Source organism: Enterobacter chuandaensis, from assembly GCF_003594915.1.
GTDB lineage: Bacteria > Pseudomonadota > Gammaproteobacteria > Enterobacterales > Enterobacteriaceae > Enterobacter > Enterobacter chuandaensis.
On sequence record NZ_QZCS01000001.1, the window covers coordinates 59,268 to 74,774 of the forward strand.

Annotated in this window: 13 protein-coding genes; 8 read left to right on the plus strand and 5 right to left on the minus strand. The window is 56.4% G+C overall.

Annotated elements, in window-relative coordinates; translation table 11 throughout:
- Positions 1-101: 101 nt before the first annotated feature.
- Both pntB and pntA read right to left on the minus strand, forming a co-directional pair.
- Positions 102-1,490, minus strand: coding sequence for a Re/Si-specific NAD(P)(+) transhydrogenase subunit beta (pntB, locus tag D5066_RS00280; protein ID WP_119914706.1), 1,389 nt, complete (start codon positions 1,488-1,490; stop codon positions 102-104).
- Positions 1,491-1,500: 10 nt separating this feature from the next.
- Complete coding sequence (gene pntA / locus D5066_RS00285; RefSeq protein WP_061098391.1) at positions 1,501-3,030, minus strand: Re/Si-specific NAD(P)(+) transhydrogenase subunit alpha; 1,530 nt, start codon at positions 3,028-3,030, stop codon at positions 1,501-1,503.
- Positions 3,031-3,565: 535 nt separating this feature from the next.
- On the opposite strand from pntA, the gene ydgH reads away from it, so the two are divergent.
- From ydgH to folM, 3 genes are all read left to right on the plus strand, one after another.
- Positions 3,566-4,510, plus strand: coding sequence for a DUF1471 family protein YdgH (gene ydgH, locus D5066_RS00295; protein WP_028012941.1), 945 nt, complete (start codon positions 3,566-3,568; stop codon positions 4,508-4,510).
- A gap of 184 nt (positions 4,511-4,694) precedes the next feature.
- On the plus strand, positions 4,695-6,077 hold the full coding sequence (locus D5066_RS00300; RefSeq protein WP_119914707.1) for an amino acid permease: 1,383 nt from the start codon (positions 4,695-4,697) through the stop codon (positions 6,075-6,077).
- Between the two features lie 39 nt (positions 6,078-6,116).
- On the plus strand, positions 6,117-6,839 hold the full coding sequence (gene folM, locus D5066_RS00305; protein ID WP_080327290.1) for a dihydromonapterin reductase: 723 nt from the start codon (positions 6,117-6,119) through the stop codon (positions 6,837-6,839).
- Here the strand turns inward: folM and D5066_RS00310 are convergent.
- Entirely contained in the window at positions 6,836-7,171 is a 336-nt protein-coding gene (locus D5066_RS00310; protein WP_014883596.1) for a GlpM family protein, read from the minus strand. The genes folM and D5066_RS00310 overlap by 4 nt on opposite strands.
- A gap of 128 nt (positions 7,172-7,299) precedes the next feature.
- Between D5066_RS00310 and rstA the strand changes: the two genes are divergently transcribed.
- From rstA to tus, 4 genes are all read left to right on the plus strand, one after another.
- Positions 7,300-8,016 (plus strand): two-component system response regulator RstA, encoded by a 717-nt coding sequence (rstA, locus tag D5066_RS00315; protein ID WP_061099676.1) that lies wholly within the window; start codon positions 7,300-7,302, stop codon positions 8,014-8,016.
- A 227-nt stretch (positions 8,017-8,243) separates the two neighbouring features.
- Positions 8,244-8,504, plus strand: coding sequence for a hypothetical protein (locus D5066_RS00320; protein WP_119914708.1), 261 nt, complete (start codon positions 8,244-8,246; stop codon positions 8,502-8,504).
- Between the two features lie 75 nt (positions 8,505-8,579).
- Entirely contained in the window at positions 8,580-9,878 is a 1,299-nt protein-coding gene (gene rstB / locus D5066_RS00325; RefSeq protein WP_119914709.1) for a two-component system sensor histidine kinase RstB, read from the plus strand.
- Positions 9,879-9,951: 73 nt separating this feature from the next.
- Complete coding sequence (gene tus / locus D5066_RS00330; protein ID WP_119914710.1) at positions 9,952-10,881, plus strand: DNA replication terminus site-binding protein; 930 nt, start codon at positions 9,952-9,954, stop codon at positions 10,879-10,881.
- Here tus and fumC read toward each other — a convergent pair whose 3' ends face one another.
- Complete coding sequence (gene fumC, locus D5066_RS00335; protein WP_119914711.1) at positions 10,882-12,276, minus strand: class II fumarate hydratase; 1,395 nt, start codon at positions 12,274-12,276, stop codon at positions 10,882-10,884. It lies immediately after the preceding gene.
- A 137-nt stretch (positions 12,277-12,413) separates the two neighbouring features.
- Positions 12,414-14,060, minus strand: a complete 1,647-nt coding sequence (gene fumA, locus D5066_RS00340) for a class I fumarate hydratase FumA (protein ID WP_119914712.1) — start codon at positions 14,058-14,060, stop codon at positions 12,414-12,416.
- Positions 14,061-14,259: 199 nt separating this feature from the next.
- Between fumA and manA the strand changes: the two genes are divergently transcribed.
- Positions 14,260-15,435, plus strand: coding sequence for a mannose-6-phosphate isomerase (manA, locus tag D5066_RS00345; protein ID WP_119914713.1), 1,176 nt, complete (start codon positions 14,260-14,262; stop codon positions 15,433-15,435).
- The last annotated feature ends 72 nt before the right edge of the window (positions 15,436-15,507 follow it).

The following is a 15,507-nucleotide window of genomic DNA, read 5'->3' on the forward strand; positions in this document are numbered from 1 at the left end:
CTCCTCATATTACGCAAAGGGTAAAGTATAGACAGAGGAGAAAAGCCGACCGCAGAAATAAGAAAACCGCCCCGAAGAGCGGTTTGTCAGGAGAAAGCGAATTACAGCGCTTTCAGAATCGCATCCACGCTGGCTTTGGCATCGCCAAACAGCATATGGGTGTTCTCTTTAAAGAACAGCGGATTCTGCACGCCAGCATAGCCGGTGTTCATGGAGCGTTTGAAGACAATAACGTTCTGCGCCTTCCACACTTCCAGAACCGGCATCCCGGCGATTGGGCTACGCGGATCGTCCTGTGCCGCCGGGTTAACGGTGTCGTTGGCACCAATGACCAGCACGGTGTCGGTGTCGGCGAAATCATCGTTGATCTCGTCCATCTCCAGCACGATGTCGTATGGCACCTTCGCTTCCGCCAGCAGCACGTTCATGTGGCCCGGCAGACGCCCCGCTACAGGGTGAATACCAAAGCGTACTTTGATACCGCGCGCACGCAGCTTCTCGGTGATTTCCGCCACCGGATACTGCGCCTGCGCCACCGCCATGCCGTAGCCCGGGGTGATGATCACAGAATGCGAGTTTTTCAGCATCTCTGCGGTGTCTTCCGCGCTGATTTCACGGTGCTCACCCACTTCCTCATCGGAACCGGTCGAAGAGCCGTCAGAGCCAAAGCCACCGGCAATCACGCTGATGAACGAACGGTTCATCGCTTTACACATGATGTAAGACAGGATCGCACCGGAAGAACCGACCAGCGCACCGGTGACGATCAGCAGGTCGTTGCTCAGCATAAAGCCCGCCGCCGCCGCCGCCCAACCGGAGTAGGAGTTCAGCATCGAAACGACCACCGGCATATCCGCACCGCCGATGGACGCCACCAGGTGCCAGCCAAACGCCAGCGCGATGATGGTCATCACCAGCAACGCCAGTACCTGCAGGCCCACGCTTTCGGTACGCACGAAGACCACCAGCAGCACAAACGACACCACCAGCGCCGCCAGGTTCAGCTTGTGACGGTTTGGCAGCATCAGCGGTTTAGAAGAGATCTTACCGCGCAGCTTGCCGAACGCCACGATAGAACCGGTGAAGGTCACAGCACCGATGAAGATGCCGAGGAACACTTCGGTCAGGTGAATGTTGACCAGAATCGGCTCCATGGCCGGTTCGTGATACAGGTAGCTGTTGAAGCCCACCAGCACCGCCGCCAGACCCACGAAGCTGTGCAGAATCGCCACCAGCTCCGGCATCTCGGTCATTTCAACGCGCTTCGCCAGGCGAATACCAATCGCGCCGCCGATGATCATCGCCACCAGGATCCACGCCACGTTGCCGGTATCCGGCCCGAAGATGGTGGCGATCAGCGCAATCGCCATCCCGGCGATACCAAAGTTATTCCCCTGCTGAGACGTTTCGTGTTTGGAAAGCCCCGCCAGACTGAAAATAAACAGGATTGCAGCAACAATGTATGCGGCTGTAACTAATCCTCCAGACATATGCTACCCCTTAGCCTTTACGAAACATTTTCAGCATGCGCTGAGTCACGGTGAAACCACCGAAAATATTGATACTGGCGATCAGCACCGCGATAAAGCTCAGGAAGCTGATCCAGCCGCCGTGCCCAATCTGCAGCAACGCCCCCACCACGATGATCCCGGAGATGGCGTTAGTGACCGACATCAGCGGCGTATGCAGCGCGTGCGAGACGTTCCACACCACGTAGTAGCCTACGACGCAGGAGAGCGCGAAGACGGTAAAGTGGCCGAGGAACTCTTTCGGCGCGACGTCAGCCAGCCAGCCGAACAGAATAATAACCAGCGCCATGATGGCGTATTTACGCCACGGAGAAGCCGGTTTAGCCGGTTCTTTTGGCTCAGGAGCTGCTTTCGGTGCCGCCTGAGGCTGCGCGGAAACCTGAATAGGCGGTGCAGGCCAGGTGATTTCACCTTCGCGAACGACGGTAACGCCGCGCACCACCACATCGTCAAAATCGACGGTGATGTTGCCGTCTTTCTCTTTGCAGAGCAGCTTCAGCAGGTTAACCAGGTTGGTGCCGTACAGCTGAGAGGACTGGGTTGGCAGGCGGCCAGGCAGGTCGGTATAGCCGATCACCTTCACGCCGTTAGCGGTCGTGGTCACCTGATTAGCAACGGTGTACTCACAGTTACCGCCGTTCTGCGCCGCCAGGTCGACAATCACGCTGCCCGGCTTCATGGAGTCGACCATCTCACGGGTGATCAGCTTCGGCGCTGGTTTACCCGGAATAAGCGCGGTAGTAACAATAATGTCGACGTCTTTCGCCTGCGCGGCGAAGAGTTCCATTTCGGCTTTGATAAAGGCTTCGGACATCACCTTCGCGTAACCATCACCGCTGCCCGCTTCTTCCTTGAAGTCCAGCTCAAGGAATTCGGCCCCCATACTCTGGACCTGTTCCTTCACTTCAGGACGGGTGTCGAACGCGCGCACGATAGCGCCCAGGCTGTTTGCCGCACCGATTGCGGCAAGACCCGCCACGCCCGCGCCAATCACCATCACTTTCGCCGGTGGGACTTTCCCCGCCGCGGTGATTTGACCGGTAAAGAAGCGTCCAAATTCGTGGGCTGCTTCAACAATGGCGCGGTAGCCAGCAATGTTTGCCATGGAGCTCAGCGCATCCAGCGACTGCGCGCGCGAAATACGCGGCACGGAGTCCATCGCCATCACGGTCACGCCACGAGCCGCCAGCTTCTCCATCAGTTCAGGATTTTGTGCAGGCCAGACGAAGCTCACCAGCGTTGTTCCCGGATTCAGCAGCGCAATCTCACTCTCTTCCGGCGCGTTGACCTTCAGAATCACAGGCGACTGCCAGACTTCGGCCCCGTCCACCACTTCCGCGCCAGCCTGAATAAAGGCGTCGTCATCGAAACTCGCCAGCTTGCCTGCGCCGCTTTCAACCGCGACGGTAAAACCCAGTTTAAGCAGTTGCTCCACCGTTTTCGGTGTTGCCGCTACGCGGGTTTCATTGGCTAACCGTTCTTTTGGTACCCCAATACGCATAGTTTTCCCTTCCATCGGTTTTTGATGATGGTTTGTCGATAAATGCCCGCGGTTTGTATCAATTTTCGCCACCTCGATAGCGACGAGAAATGATTAACCCCGGAAAATAAAACAGTAACAAACTGTCTATAACCTACTGAAAATAGCGCCCGCGATCTACCGCCAGAAAACACTATTTCTTACTTTATCTGTGAAAAATAAGCGAACGGCGTCACTGACAGTGATATTTACCTTAAATTCATCGCCAGAACCGATAAATCGCGCAAGCGAAGCGGTAAAAACATGATATAGCGCCATAAGAGAACAAGTTATTAACATTAAATTAACTTGTAAAAGTCATATGCTTTATCAGTTTTGCTTGTCAAACGCCTGTTTTTTCAACATATCACTAAATGTTATCGAATTCGTTAATTCAGTGAGCACAGGCAGTGAAAAATGGCGCAGACAGCGACGGGTTTTAAATGCCATAATCGGGACCGTTTCAAATTAACAACAATACCAGTACATGGTTTGCGCAAGGCGAAGGATTATTTTTATGAAGCTTAAGAACACACTCCTGGCGTCCGCACTTCTCTGTGCGACCGCCCTGTCTGCGAATGCCGCAACAGAGTTAACGCCAGAGCAAGCGGCAGCGTTAAAACCTTTTGACCATACGGTCATTGTGGGTCGTTATAATTCTATTGGCGATGCTGTCGCCGCCGCATCAAAAGCCGCGGATAAAAACGGAGCGGCCTCGTTTTACGTTGTTGACCAGTCCGATTACGGCAACAGCGGTAACCAGCGCGTGACCATTGCGCTGTATAAAGATAATGCGCCAAAAGCTGACGCGCCGAAAAACCGCGTGATCAACGGTATCGTTGAGCTGCCAAAAGATCAGGCGATTGAGCTGGAACCTTACGACACCGTCACCGTTCAGGGCTTCTATCGCAGCCAGCCTGAAGTGAACGATGCCATCACCAAAGCCGCGAAAGAGAAAGGGGCTTACTCTTTCTATATCGTCCGTCAGGTGGATGCTAACCAGGGCGGCAACCAGCGCATTACCGCATTCATCTACAAAGAAGATGCGAAAAAACGCGTTCTGCAGAGCCCGGACGCCATCCCTGCTGACTCCGAAGCGGGTCGCGCGGCGATAGCAAAAGGCGGCGAAGAAGCGAAGAAAGTCGAAATTCCAGGCGTAGCGACCTCTGCGGCGCCAAGCGCTGAAGTGGGTCGTTTCTTTGAAACGCAATCCACGAAAGGTGGTCGTTACTCTGTGACGCTGCCGGACGGCACCAAAATTGAAGAGCTGAACAAAGCCACTGCCGCGCAGATGGTACCGTTCGACAGCATCAAGTTTACCGGCAACTACGGCAACATGACGGAAGTCTCTTACCAGGTCGCGAAGCGTGCGGCGAAGAAAGGGGCTAAGTATTACCACATCACCCGCCAGTGGCAGGAACGTGGCAATAACGTGACCATCAGCGCCGATCTGTATAAGTAACAAAATCGTTTACGAAAGGCGGCGCAATGCCGCCTTTTTTGTTACTTTTTTTGAATTTCTGCCACACATCATTGCATGCTTTCGTTACACTCCGTAAAATCCCGCGCCTTAGTGTGATCCACCATTTTTATGCGCCTCAGCGAAATAATTATTCTGGATTGGGACTTTTCATAACAGGAAGCCAATGGAAAAGAAACTTGGCCTGAGTGCTTTAACTGCACTTGTATTGAGCTCAATGCTGGGCGCGGGCGTATTCAGTTTACCGCAGAACATGGCGGCCGTCGCAAGCCCTGCCGCCCTGCTCATTGGCTGGGGCATTACCGGTGTCGGCATATTGCTGCTGGCGTTTGCCATGCTGCTGCTGACGCGCATTCGCCCGGATCTGGACGGCGGCATTTTCACCTATGCACGTGAAGGTTTCGGTGAGCTGATTGGCTTCTGCTCCGCCTGGGGCTACTGGCTGTGCGCGGTCATCGCCAACGTCTCCTATCTGGTGATCGTCTTCTCGGCGCTCAGTTTCTTTACCGATACCCCCGAGCTGCGCCTGTTTGGCGACGGTAATACCTGGCAGTCCATCGTCGGCGCCTCGGTGCTGCTGTGGATTGTTCACTGGCTGATTTTACGTGGTGTCCAGACCGCCGCCAGCATCAACCTGGTGGCGACGCTGGCGAAACTGGTCCCCCTTGGCCTGTTTATCGTGCTGGCCTTCATTGCGTTTCGTCTCGACGTGTTTTCGCTTGATTTCAGCGGCATTGCGCTGGGCGTTCCGGTCTGGGAACAGGTGAAAAACACGATGCTGATTACCCTGTGGGTGTTTATCGGCGTTGAGGGTGCCGTTGTGGTCTCTGCCCGCGCGCGTAATAAACGCGATGTGGGCCGCGCCACGCTGCTGGCCGTCCTGGCGGCGCTGGGGGTGTATCTGCTGGTGACGCTGCTGTCGCTGGGCGTGGTGGCGCGTCCTGAGCTGGCCGAAATGCGTAACCCGTCCATGGCAGGCCTGATGGTGAAAATGCTCGGCCCCTGGGGCGACGTGGTGATTGCCGCAGGGCTGATCGTCTCCGTCTGCGGCGCTTACCTGAGCTGGACCATCATGGCGGCTGAAGTGCCGTTCCTGGCCGCGACGCACAAGGCGTTCCCGCGCCTGTTTGCCCGTCAAAACCAAAATAATGCGCCGTCAGCCTCACTCTGGCTGACCAACATCAGCGTTCAGGTCTGTCTGGTGCTGATCTGGCTCACAGGTTCAGACTATAACACCCTGCTGACCATCGCCTCGGAGATGATTCTGGTACCCTATTTCTTAGTGGGGGCATATTTGTTAAAAATCGCCACGCGACCGGCGCACTATGTCGTGGGTATCGGGGCCTGTATTTACGGCCTGTGGTTGTTGTATGCTTCCGGGCCTATGCATCTGCTGCTGTCAGTGGTGCTGTACGCACCGGGTCTGCTGGTGTTTATCTACGCCCGCCGCACGCATCAGCTGGAGAACGCGCTGAAACGCCGTGAAATGGCCTTAATCGGGATGTTACTGGTTGCTGCCGTACCGGCAACCTGGATGTTAATGGGATAGCACCGCCTTTCCCATTGTTGAACTGTAAAGGAGAATACGATGGGAAATGCACCGCTTCGCCCAATACTGATTACCGGTGGAGGTCGCCGTATCGGCCTCGCCCTCGCCCATCACTTTCTCAACCTTCGCCATCCGGTCATTGTCAGCTACCGTACAGAATACCCGTCGATTGACGGGCTGCGCCAGGCCGGGGCGGTCTGCATTCAGGCTGATTTTTCCACCGATGAAGGCATTCTGGCCTTTGCTGAACAGATAAAATCCTCCGTGACGGGGTTACGTGCGGTGATCCATAACGCCAGCGCATGGTGTGCTGAGAAGCCCGGTACGTCACTCAGCGATACGCTCTCCGCCATGCTGCAGATCCACGTAAATGCCCCCTATCTGCTCAACCACGCGCTGCAGGATCTGCTGCGCGGCCACGGGCATGCGGCGGGTGACATTATCCACTTCACCGATTATGTGGTGGAGCGCGGCAGCGACAAGCACATCGCCTATGCGGCCAGCAAAGCCGCGCTGGATAACATGACGCGCTCCTTTGCCCGCAAGCTCGCGCCCGAGGTGAAGGTGAACGCCATCGCCCCGGCGATGATTTTGTTTAACGAACATGATGATGCGGAGTACCGCCAGCAGGCGCTGAATAAGTCGCTGATGAAAATTGCCCCAGGCGAGAAAGAGGTGATCGATCTTGTAGATTACCTGCTCACCAGCTGCTACGTCACCGGCAGAACCTTTGCCGTGGACGGCGGCCGCCCGCTGCGCTAGTGAAAGCGGCTCCAGAAGAATATTAACACCCAGGCGCTGAGTCCCCAGCAGACCACTGCCCCGCCCAGCGCCAGGGGAAGCCGCAGAAAACCGGTGAAATACCACAGGGAAAGCAGGTAGAGAAAATAGGGGATGATTGACCACATGCCAAACACAATGGTCGTGCGTAGCGCTTCCGTACCCCGCTCAGAGGCCACGATATAGTGGGCAATGAGCGCAAAGGTCGGGAACAGCGGGATCAGCCCGGCAATATAGTAATTTTTGGTTTTTGCCAGAATGCCAATCAGTAACACCACCAGCGCCCCCAGCGCGGCTTTGATCACCAGCCCCATATTTTTCCTTATGACAATCAAATAACAAGAAACGTCAGAATAACGGAAGCGGCGTTAATTTAGAAAGATTAATGGAAGGTTAAGGTTCCGCGGTGTATGTTGGCTTTTTTCACGAAAACAGACGCTGTATGAATAAGATTGTTTATGTTGAAGACGAACCCGAAGTCGGGCAATTGATCGCCGCCTATCTGGGTAAACATGATATGGACGTCATTGTTGAGCCTCGCGGCGATCGTGCCGAAGAGGTGGTCGTCCGTGAAAACCCGGATTTAGTGCTGCTGGACATCATGCTGCCAGGCAAAGACGGCATGACACTCTGCCGGGACCTGCGCGCCCGCTGGGACGGCCCTATCGTTCTGCTCACCTCACTGGATAGCGATATGAACCATATTCTGTCGCTGGAGATGGGGGCCAATGACTACATTCTGAAAACCACACCGCCTGCCGTCCTGCTGGCCCGCCTGCGCCTGCATTTACGCCAGCACGCCAGCAGTGAACGCGAAGCGCCCGCGCCGTCTCTGACGCCGCACAAAGCGATGCGCTTCGGTACGCTGTCTATTGACCCGGTTAACCGCCAGGTTCTGCTTTCCGGCGAGCTTATTGCCCTTTCCACCGCTGATTTTGACCTGCTGTGGGAGCTGGCCACGCATGCCGGGCAAATCATGGACCGCGACGCGCTGCTGAAAAACCTTCGTGGCGTGAGCTATGACGGAATGGATCGCAGCGTTGACGTGGCGATCTCGCGTCTGCGCAAAAAATTGCAGGATAACGCCACCGAGCCCTACCGCATTAAAACCGTGCGTAATAAGGGTTATCTGTTTGCCCCGCACGCCTGGGAAACCTGATAAAAAGATAACGTGCGCGAAATGAAGGCATTATGCGTAGAAGTCCTTTCTTTCGCGCGTTAATTTACACGTTTGCGCAACAATTAACTTGATAAGCGCGCGAACTAATCCATAATTAATACTCAAACGTTCTCTCCTTTAAGCCGCGCCGGCCAGCTATAAGGCCACACCTTTTCAGCACATTCTCTCCCATAAAATCTTGAAATGAGGATTTAAGCCCATGAAATATGTATAGCTACCATGAAGTAGAAGCCATCAAAACCAATCTTGAATGGATTGTTAATCAGGCAGCGTTTAGCCATTCCTCACCCTCACGCGCCGATCAAAAAGCGCTCATTGACCTCCTTGAACTTATCCAGTCTTACGAAATACTCCTGGATTTAATTAACGAATTTGGGACCGCCGTGATCGATCCACAGATTGCGGAAGGTCTGGCCATAACGGAAACACTCATCGCCAGGGTAAAAAACAGCACGAATGCCATGTAACACGCTTCACAGACATGAAAATATCGACGGGTTTTCATGTATATTCTGCACAAAGCGTTTCTTCGGTGAGATCCAATGAAAAAGCTGTTTGTGCAGTTTTATCTTTTGCTGTTTGTCTGCTTCCTGGTGATGACCATGCTGGTCGGGCTGGTCTATAAATTCACCGCCGAACGTGCGGGCAGACAGTCGCTGGACGATCTGATGAAAAGCTCGCTGTATCTGATGCGCAGCGAGCTGAGAGAGATCCCGCCGCACGACTGGGCGAAAACCCTGAAAGAGCTGGACCTGAACCTGTCGTTTGATTTACGCATTGAGCCGTTAAAAGATTTCGATTTAGATCCGCCCACCATGCAGCGCCTGCGCGACGGGGATATCGTCGCGCAGGATGAGAAATACACGTTTATCCAGCGCATTCCGCGCAGCCATTACGTGCTGGCCGTCGGGCCGGTGCCCTATCTCTATTATCTGCACCAGATGCGTCTGCTGGACATGGCGCTGATGGCCTTTATCGCCATTTCGCTCGCGTTTCCGGTCTTTATCTGGATGCGCCCACACTGGCAGGACATGCTGAAGCTGGAGTCCGCCGCGCAGCGTTTTGGCGAGGGGCATTTTACCGAGCGCATTCACTTCGACAGCGGTTCCAGCTTTGAACGTCTGGGCGTGGCCTTTAACCAGATGGCCGATAACATCAATGCGCTGATCGCCAGTAAGAAACAGTTGATCGACGGAATTGCCCACGAGCTGCGCACGCCGCTGGTTCGCCTGCGCTATCGTCTGGAGATGAGCGAGAATCTGACCGAGGCAGAGAATCAGGCGCTTAACCGCGACATTGGCCAGCTAGAAGCGCTGATTGAGGAGCTGCTGACCTACGCGCGCCTCGACCGCCCGCAAAACGAGCTGAACCTCAGCACGCCGGATCTCCCCGCCTGGCTGCAAACCCACATTGACGACGTTCAGAGCGTAAACCCGCAGCGCACGCTGTTGACGCGCGTCACCCCGGGTGACTACGGCGCGCTCGATATGCGCCTGATGGAGCGCGTGCTGGACAACCTGATGAATAACGCCATGCGCTACAGCGAGAGTACGCTCCAGATTGGGCTGGATTTGCAGGGCAATCAGGCCAGCCTGACGGTGGAGGATGACGGCCCGGGAATTGCCCCGGAAGCGCGAGAAACCGTGTTTGAACCCTTTGTCCGCCTCGACCCCAGCCGCGATCGCGCTACCGGCGGATGCGGCCTGGGGCTGGCGATTGTCTACTCTATCGCGCAGGCGATGGGCGGCACGGTGCACTGCGAGGAGAGCGACCTCGGCGGCGCGCGCTTCTGCTTTAGCTGGCCGGTGTACCATAACATCGCCCTTCCCGTCCCTGCCTGACCATAACCGCACGCTGGCCTGACCCGGCGTGCTGTGCTATATGATAAGTATGTTGTAACTAATGAGAGTGTTTATGGCGACCTACGATCTCATCGAACGGCTTAACGGCACGTTTCGGGAAATAGAACACGAACTCCTGACCCTGACCGAGCGTTTGCAGGCCTGCCGCCTGCTGGCCGCGCGCGTCTTTACCCTGCCGGATGTGGCTAAAGGGGCCGAGCATGATCCGCTGGACACCATCGAGGTCGAACAGCACATCGGCAGCGCCGCCCTTGAGCTGGCGCTGAAACACTATCGCCGCCTGTTTATCCAGCAGCAGTCAGAAAACCGCAGCAGTAAGGCGGCCGTGCGTCTGCCCGGCGTCATCTGCCTGCAAACCGATGCAGCAACACGTGAAGCGCTGGAAAGCCAGATTGCGCATATCAACACCCTGAAAGCGACCTTTGAAAAGATCATCACCGAAGAGTCCGGCCTCGCCCCTGCCGCCCGGTTTGAATGGGTGCACCGCCAGCTTCCGGGGCTGATTACCCTGAATGCCTACCGAACGCTGACGGTACTGCGCCACCCCGCTACGCTGCGCTTCGGCTGGGCGAATAAGCACATCATTAAAAACTTCACCCGGGATGAGATTCTGGCCCAGCTGGAAAAAAGCCTGAAGACGCCGCGCACCGTCGCACCGTGGTCGCGGGAGCAGTGGATTGAGCGCCTGGAGCAGGAGTACCACAGCATCGCCTCGCTACCGGCGGATACGCGCCTCAAAATTAAGCGCCCGGTGAAGGTGCAGCCTATCGCCCGCGTCTGGTATTCCGGCCAGCAAAAGCAGGTGCAATATGCCTGCCCGACGCCGCTGATTGCGCTTTACGATGCCGATCAGGGCGCGGTGGTACCCGATATTGGGGAACTGCTGAATTACGATGCGGACAATGTCCAGCACCGTTACAGACCTCAGGCGCAGCCGCTACAGCTGATTATTCCGCGGCTGCACCTGTATGTGGCGGGATGATTATTTTAGGCTGCCGACCATCGCTTCCGGACGAACCCAGGCGTCGAACTCCGCCTCCGTCAGATAGCCCAGCGCCAGGGCGGAGGCTTTCAGCGTCAGCCCCTCTTTATGCGCTTTTTTAGCGATCTCGGCGGCCTTGTCGTATCCGATATGGGTATTGAGCGCCGTCACCAGCATCAGGGATTCATTGAGCAGCTGGCTGATGCGCTCGCGATTCGGCTCAATCCCTACCGCACAGAGCTCGTTAAAGCTCTCCATCCCGTCCGCAAGCAGACGAATCGATTGCAGCACGTTGTGGATCACCATCGGGCGATAAACGTTCAGCTCGAAGTTGCCGGACGCGCCGCCCAGGTTGACGGCCACGTCGTTGCCCAACACCTGGCAGCAGAGCATGGTCATGGCTTCGCACTGGGTCGGGTTGACCTTACCCGGCATGATGGAGCTGCCCGGCTCGTTTTCCGGGATGCTGATTTCACCGATGCCGCAGCGCGGACCGGAAGCCAGCCAGCGTACGTCGTTGGCAATTTTCATCAGCGAGGCCGCCAGCCCCTTCAGCGCGCCGTGGGTGTGGACCAGCGCATCGCAGGTCGCCAGCGCTTCGAACTTATTGGGCGCCGTGACGAACGGCTGTGCGGTGATGTTTGCCAGCTCCTCCGCCACGCGCACCGCGTATTCTGGATGGGTGTTTAACCCGGTACCGACCGCCGTCCCGCCGAGCGCCAGCTCCGCCAGGTGCGGCAGGCTGTTCTCGATATGCTTCAGGTTGTGTTCCAGCATCGCCACCCAGCCGGAAATCTCCTGACCGAGCGTCAGCGGCGTGGCGTCCTGCAGGTGCGTACGGCCAATTTTAACGACGTCGCGGAAGGCCTGCGCTTTCTCGTTGAGGGTGGATTTGAGCACGTTGAGCTGCGGGATCAGCTGCTCGCGGATAGCGATCACCGCCGCCACGTGCATCGCCGTCGGGAAGACGTCGTTAGAGCTCTGGCTTTTGTTGACGTCATCGTTCGGGTGGACCTTACGCTCCATGCCGCGCACGCCGCCCAGCAGTTCGCTCGCCCGGTTCGCCAGCACTTCGTTCATGTTCATGTTGCTCTGGGTACCGGAACCGGTCTGCCAGATGGCGAGGGGGAATTCGTCAGGATGCTTGCCCGCCAGCACTTCGTCGGCGGCGTTGATGATGGCCGTGGCTTTGTCTGCCGTCAGCAGACCTAAATCCTGGTTCACTTTCGCCGCGGCGCGTTTGGTCAGCGCCAGCGCCTGAATCAGCGAGACGGGCATTTTTTCGGTCGAAATACGGAAGTGCTCCAGCGAACGCTGGGTTTGCGCGCCCCATAGCTTGTCGGCCGGGACGTCGATGGCGCCCATCGAGTCTTTCTCATGGCGTACCGTGGTCATTACTTTCTCCTTGATAACAAAAGAGGGATTGCTCACATGCTTAAGGGATAAGTATTGATGACTTCTGAGAAACGGTATGGCGCTTTGTGCGCTCTTTTAGATGTCGGGTGGCGGCTACGCCACCCGGTTTTTTCAATTTACTTCACGCACGCCGAACACTGGGACGACTGGATCTGCTTGAAGAAGTCGTTGCCTTTGTCATCCACCAGGATAAACGCCGGGAAGTCTTCCACTTCGATTTTCCAGATTGCTTCCATACCCAGCTCCGGGTACTCCACGCACTCCAGGCTCTTGATGCTGCCCTGCGCCAGTACCGCCGCCGGGCCGCCGATGCTGCCGAGGTAGAAGCCGCCGTGCTTGTGGCACGCGTCCGTCACCTGCTGGCTGCGGTTGCCTTTCGCCAGCATGATCATGCTGCCGCCGTTAGCCTGCAGCTGATCAACGTACGAGTCCATACGCCCTGCGGTGGTTGGGCCTAACGAGCCGGAGGCATAGCCTTCAGGCGTTTTCGCCGGGCCTGCGTAGTAGATCGGATGATCTTTAATGTACTGCGGCAGCCCTTCGCCGTTGTCCAGACGCTCTTTCAGCTTCGCGTGCGCGATGTCGCGGCCTACGATAATCGTGCCGTTCAGGGAGAGACGGGTCGAAACCGGGTACTGTGAAAGCTGCGCCAGGATCTCTTTCATCGGACGGTTCAGGTCAACGCGAACCGCTTCACCCTCACCTGCTTTACGCAGTGCTTCCGGGATGTATTTGCCCGGGTTATTTTCAAGTTTTTCGATCCACACGCCTTCGCGGTTGATCTTGGCCTTGATGTTGCGATCCGCAGAGCAGGAGACGCCCATCCCGACCGGGCAGGAGGCACCGTGACGCGGCAGACGGATCACGCGCACGTCGTGGGCGAAGTATTTGCCGCCAAACTGCGCCCCGAGCCCCAGATTACGCGCCTCTTCCAGCAGTTCCTGCTCAAGCTGCACGTCGCGGAACGCCTGGCCGTGCTCGTTACCTTCGGTTGGCAGACCGTCGTAGTATTTGGTCGAGGCCAGCTTGACGGTTTTCAGCGTGCTTTCCGCCGAGGTACCGCCAATCACGAAGGCGATATGGTACGGCGGACACGCTGCGGTGCCGAGGGTACGCATCTTCTCAACCAGGTAATTTTTCAGCTTGCCCGGAGTGAGCAGCGCTTTGGTTTCCTGGTAGAGATAGGTTTTGTTGGCTGAACCGCCGCCTTTGGCGATACAGAGGAATTTGTACTCATCACCGTCGACGCTGTAGAGGTCAATCTGTGCAGGCAAGTTGGTGCCGGTATTGACCTCTTTGTACATATCCAGCGCCGCGTTTTGCGAGTAGCGCAGGTTGTCTTCGGTGTAGGTGTTGTAGACGCCGTGCGCCAGCGCCGCTTCGTCACCGCCGCCGGTCCAGACGCGCTGGCCTTTTTTGCCGACGATGATCGCCGTGCCGGTGTCCTGACAGGTTGGCAGAATGCCTTTCGCCGCGATGTCTGAGTTACGCAGGAACTGCAGGGCAACGTATTTATCGTTCTCGCTGGCCTGCGGGTCGCTCAGGATATCGGCAACCTGCTGCTGGTGCGCAGGACGGAGCATAAACGAGGCGTCGTGGAAAGCGTGCTGCGCCAGCAGCGTCAGCGCCTGCGGATCCACCTTGAGGATCTCTTGTCCTTCAAACTCAGAGACGGAGACGTGATCGCGGGTTAACAGGTAATACTCGGTCTGATCCTTACTGAGGGGGAAAGGATCCTGATAATGGAAGGGTTTATTCGACATTGGTCTCTCACTTACTGCTTCGGTCTGTTTATTCAGGGCAGATGTTCCGCTGCCCGGCTTAAAAGCGAGTCAGCTTATCCTACACAATTTTTTAACAAAAACTGAGACTAGTACGACTTTTTACATCCACAGGTTACTTCCACGTGGTTTATTGCTTTAATACCCGGAGTTAATTCCACAATTGAATCAGGGCTTGATAATGCAAAAACTCATTAACTCAGTGCAAAACTACGCCTGGGGAAGTAAAACTGCGTTAACGGATCTCTACGGTATCGCGAACCCAAACAACCTGCCGATGGCAGAACTGTGGATGGGGGCGCACCCGAAGAGCAGCTCAAAAATTGAAGACGCCAGCGGCCAGGTACGCTGCCTGCGTGACGTGATTGATGCCGATAAAGCCGCGCTGCTGGGCGACAAAGTAGCTCAGCGCTTTGGCGAACTGCCGTTCCTGTTTAAAGTGCTGTGCGCCGACCAGCCGCTCTCCATCCAGGTTCACCCGAACAAGAAAGCGTCTGAAATTGGCTTCGCGAAAGAGAACGCGGCGGGTATTCCGTTAGACGCCGCCGAGCGTAACTACAAAGATCCTAACCACAAGCCGGAGCTGGTTTTTGCGCTGACCCCTTTCCTGGCGATGAACGCGTTCCGCGAGTTTTCAGAGATCATTTCCCTGCTGCAGCCGGTCGCGGGTGCCAACAAGGCTATCGCCCACTTCCTCGAAAACCCGAACGCAGACGCGCTGAGCCAGCTGTTCGCCAGCCTGCTGAATATGCAGGGTGAAGAGAAATCTCACGCGCTGGCGGTGCTGAAAGCGGCCCTGGACAGCCAGCAGGGTGAACCGTGGGAGACCATCCGTCTGATTTCCAAATTCTACCCGGACGACAGCGGCCTGTTCTCCCCTCTGCTGCTGAACGTGGTGAAGCTGAACCCGGGCGAAGCGATGTTCCTGTTCGCTGAGACTCCGCACGCCTATCTGCAGGGCGTGGCGCTGGAGGTGATGGCCAACTCCGATAACGTGCTACGCGCGGGCCTGACGCCGAAATATATCGACATCCCTGAGCTGGTTGCCAACGTGAAGTTCGTGGCGAAGCCTGCCGCGGAACTGCTGACTCAGCCGGTGAAAAACGGTGCAGAGCTGGACTTCCCGATTCCGGTTGAGGATTTTGCGTTCTCCCTGCATGACCTGAGCCAGACAGAAACGACCATCGCGCAGGAGAGCGCGGCGATCCTGTTCTGCGTCGAGGGCGAAGCAACGCTGCACAAAGGCGAACAGCGTCTGGTCCTCCAGCCTGGTGAGTCTGCATTCGTTGCAGCCAATGAGTCCCCGGTCAGCGTGAGCGGCACCGGTCGACTGGCGCGCGTTTTTAATAAGCTTTAGGGACTTACTGAATTTTTTAACAACTCTTGCTAAGCTAGTTGCAGGTTTTATATCTCCGGGCGGTTTCTACCG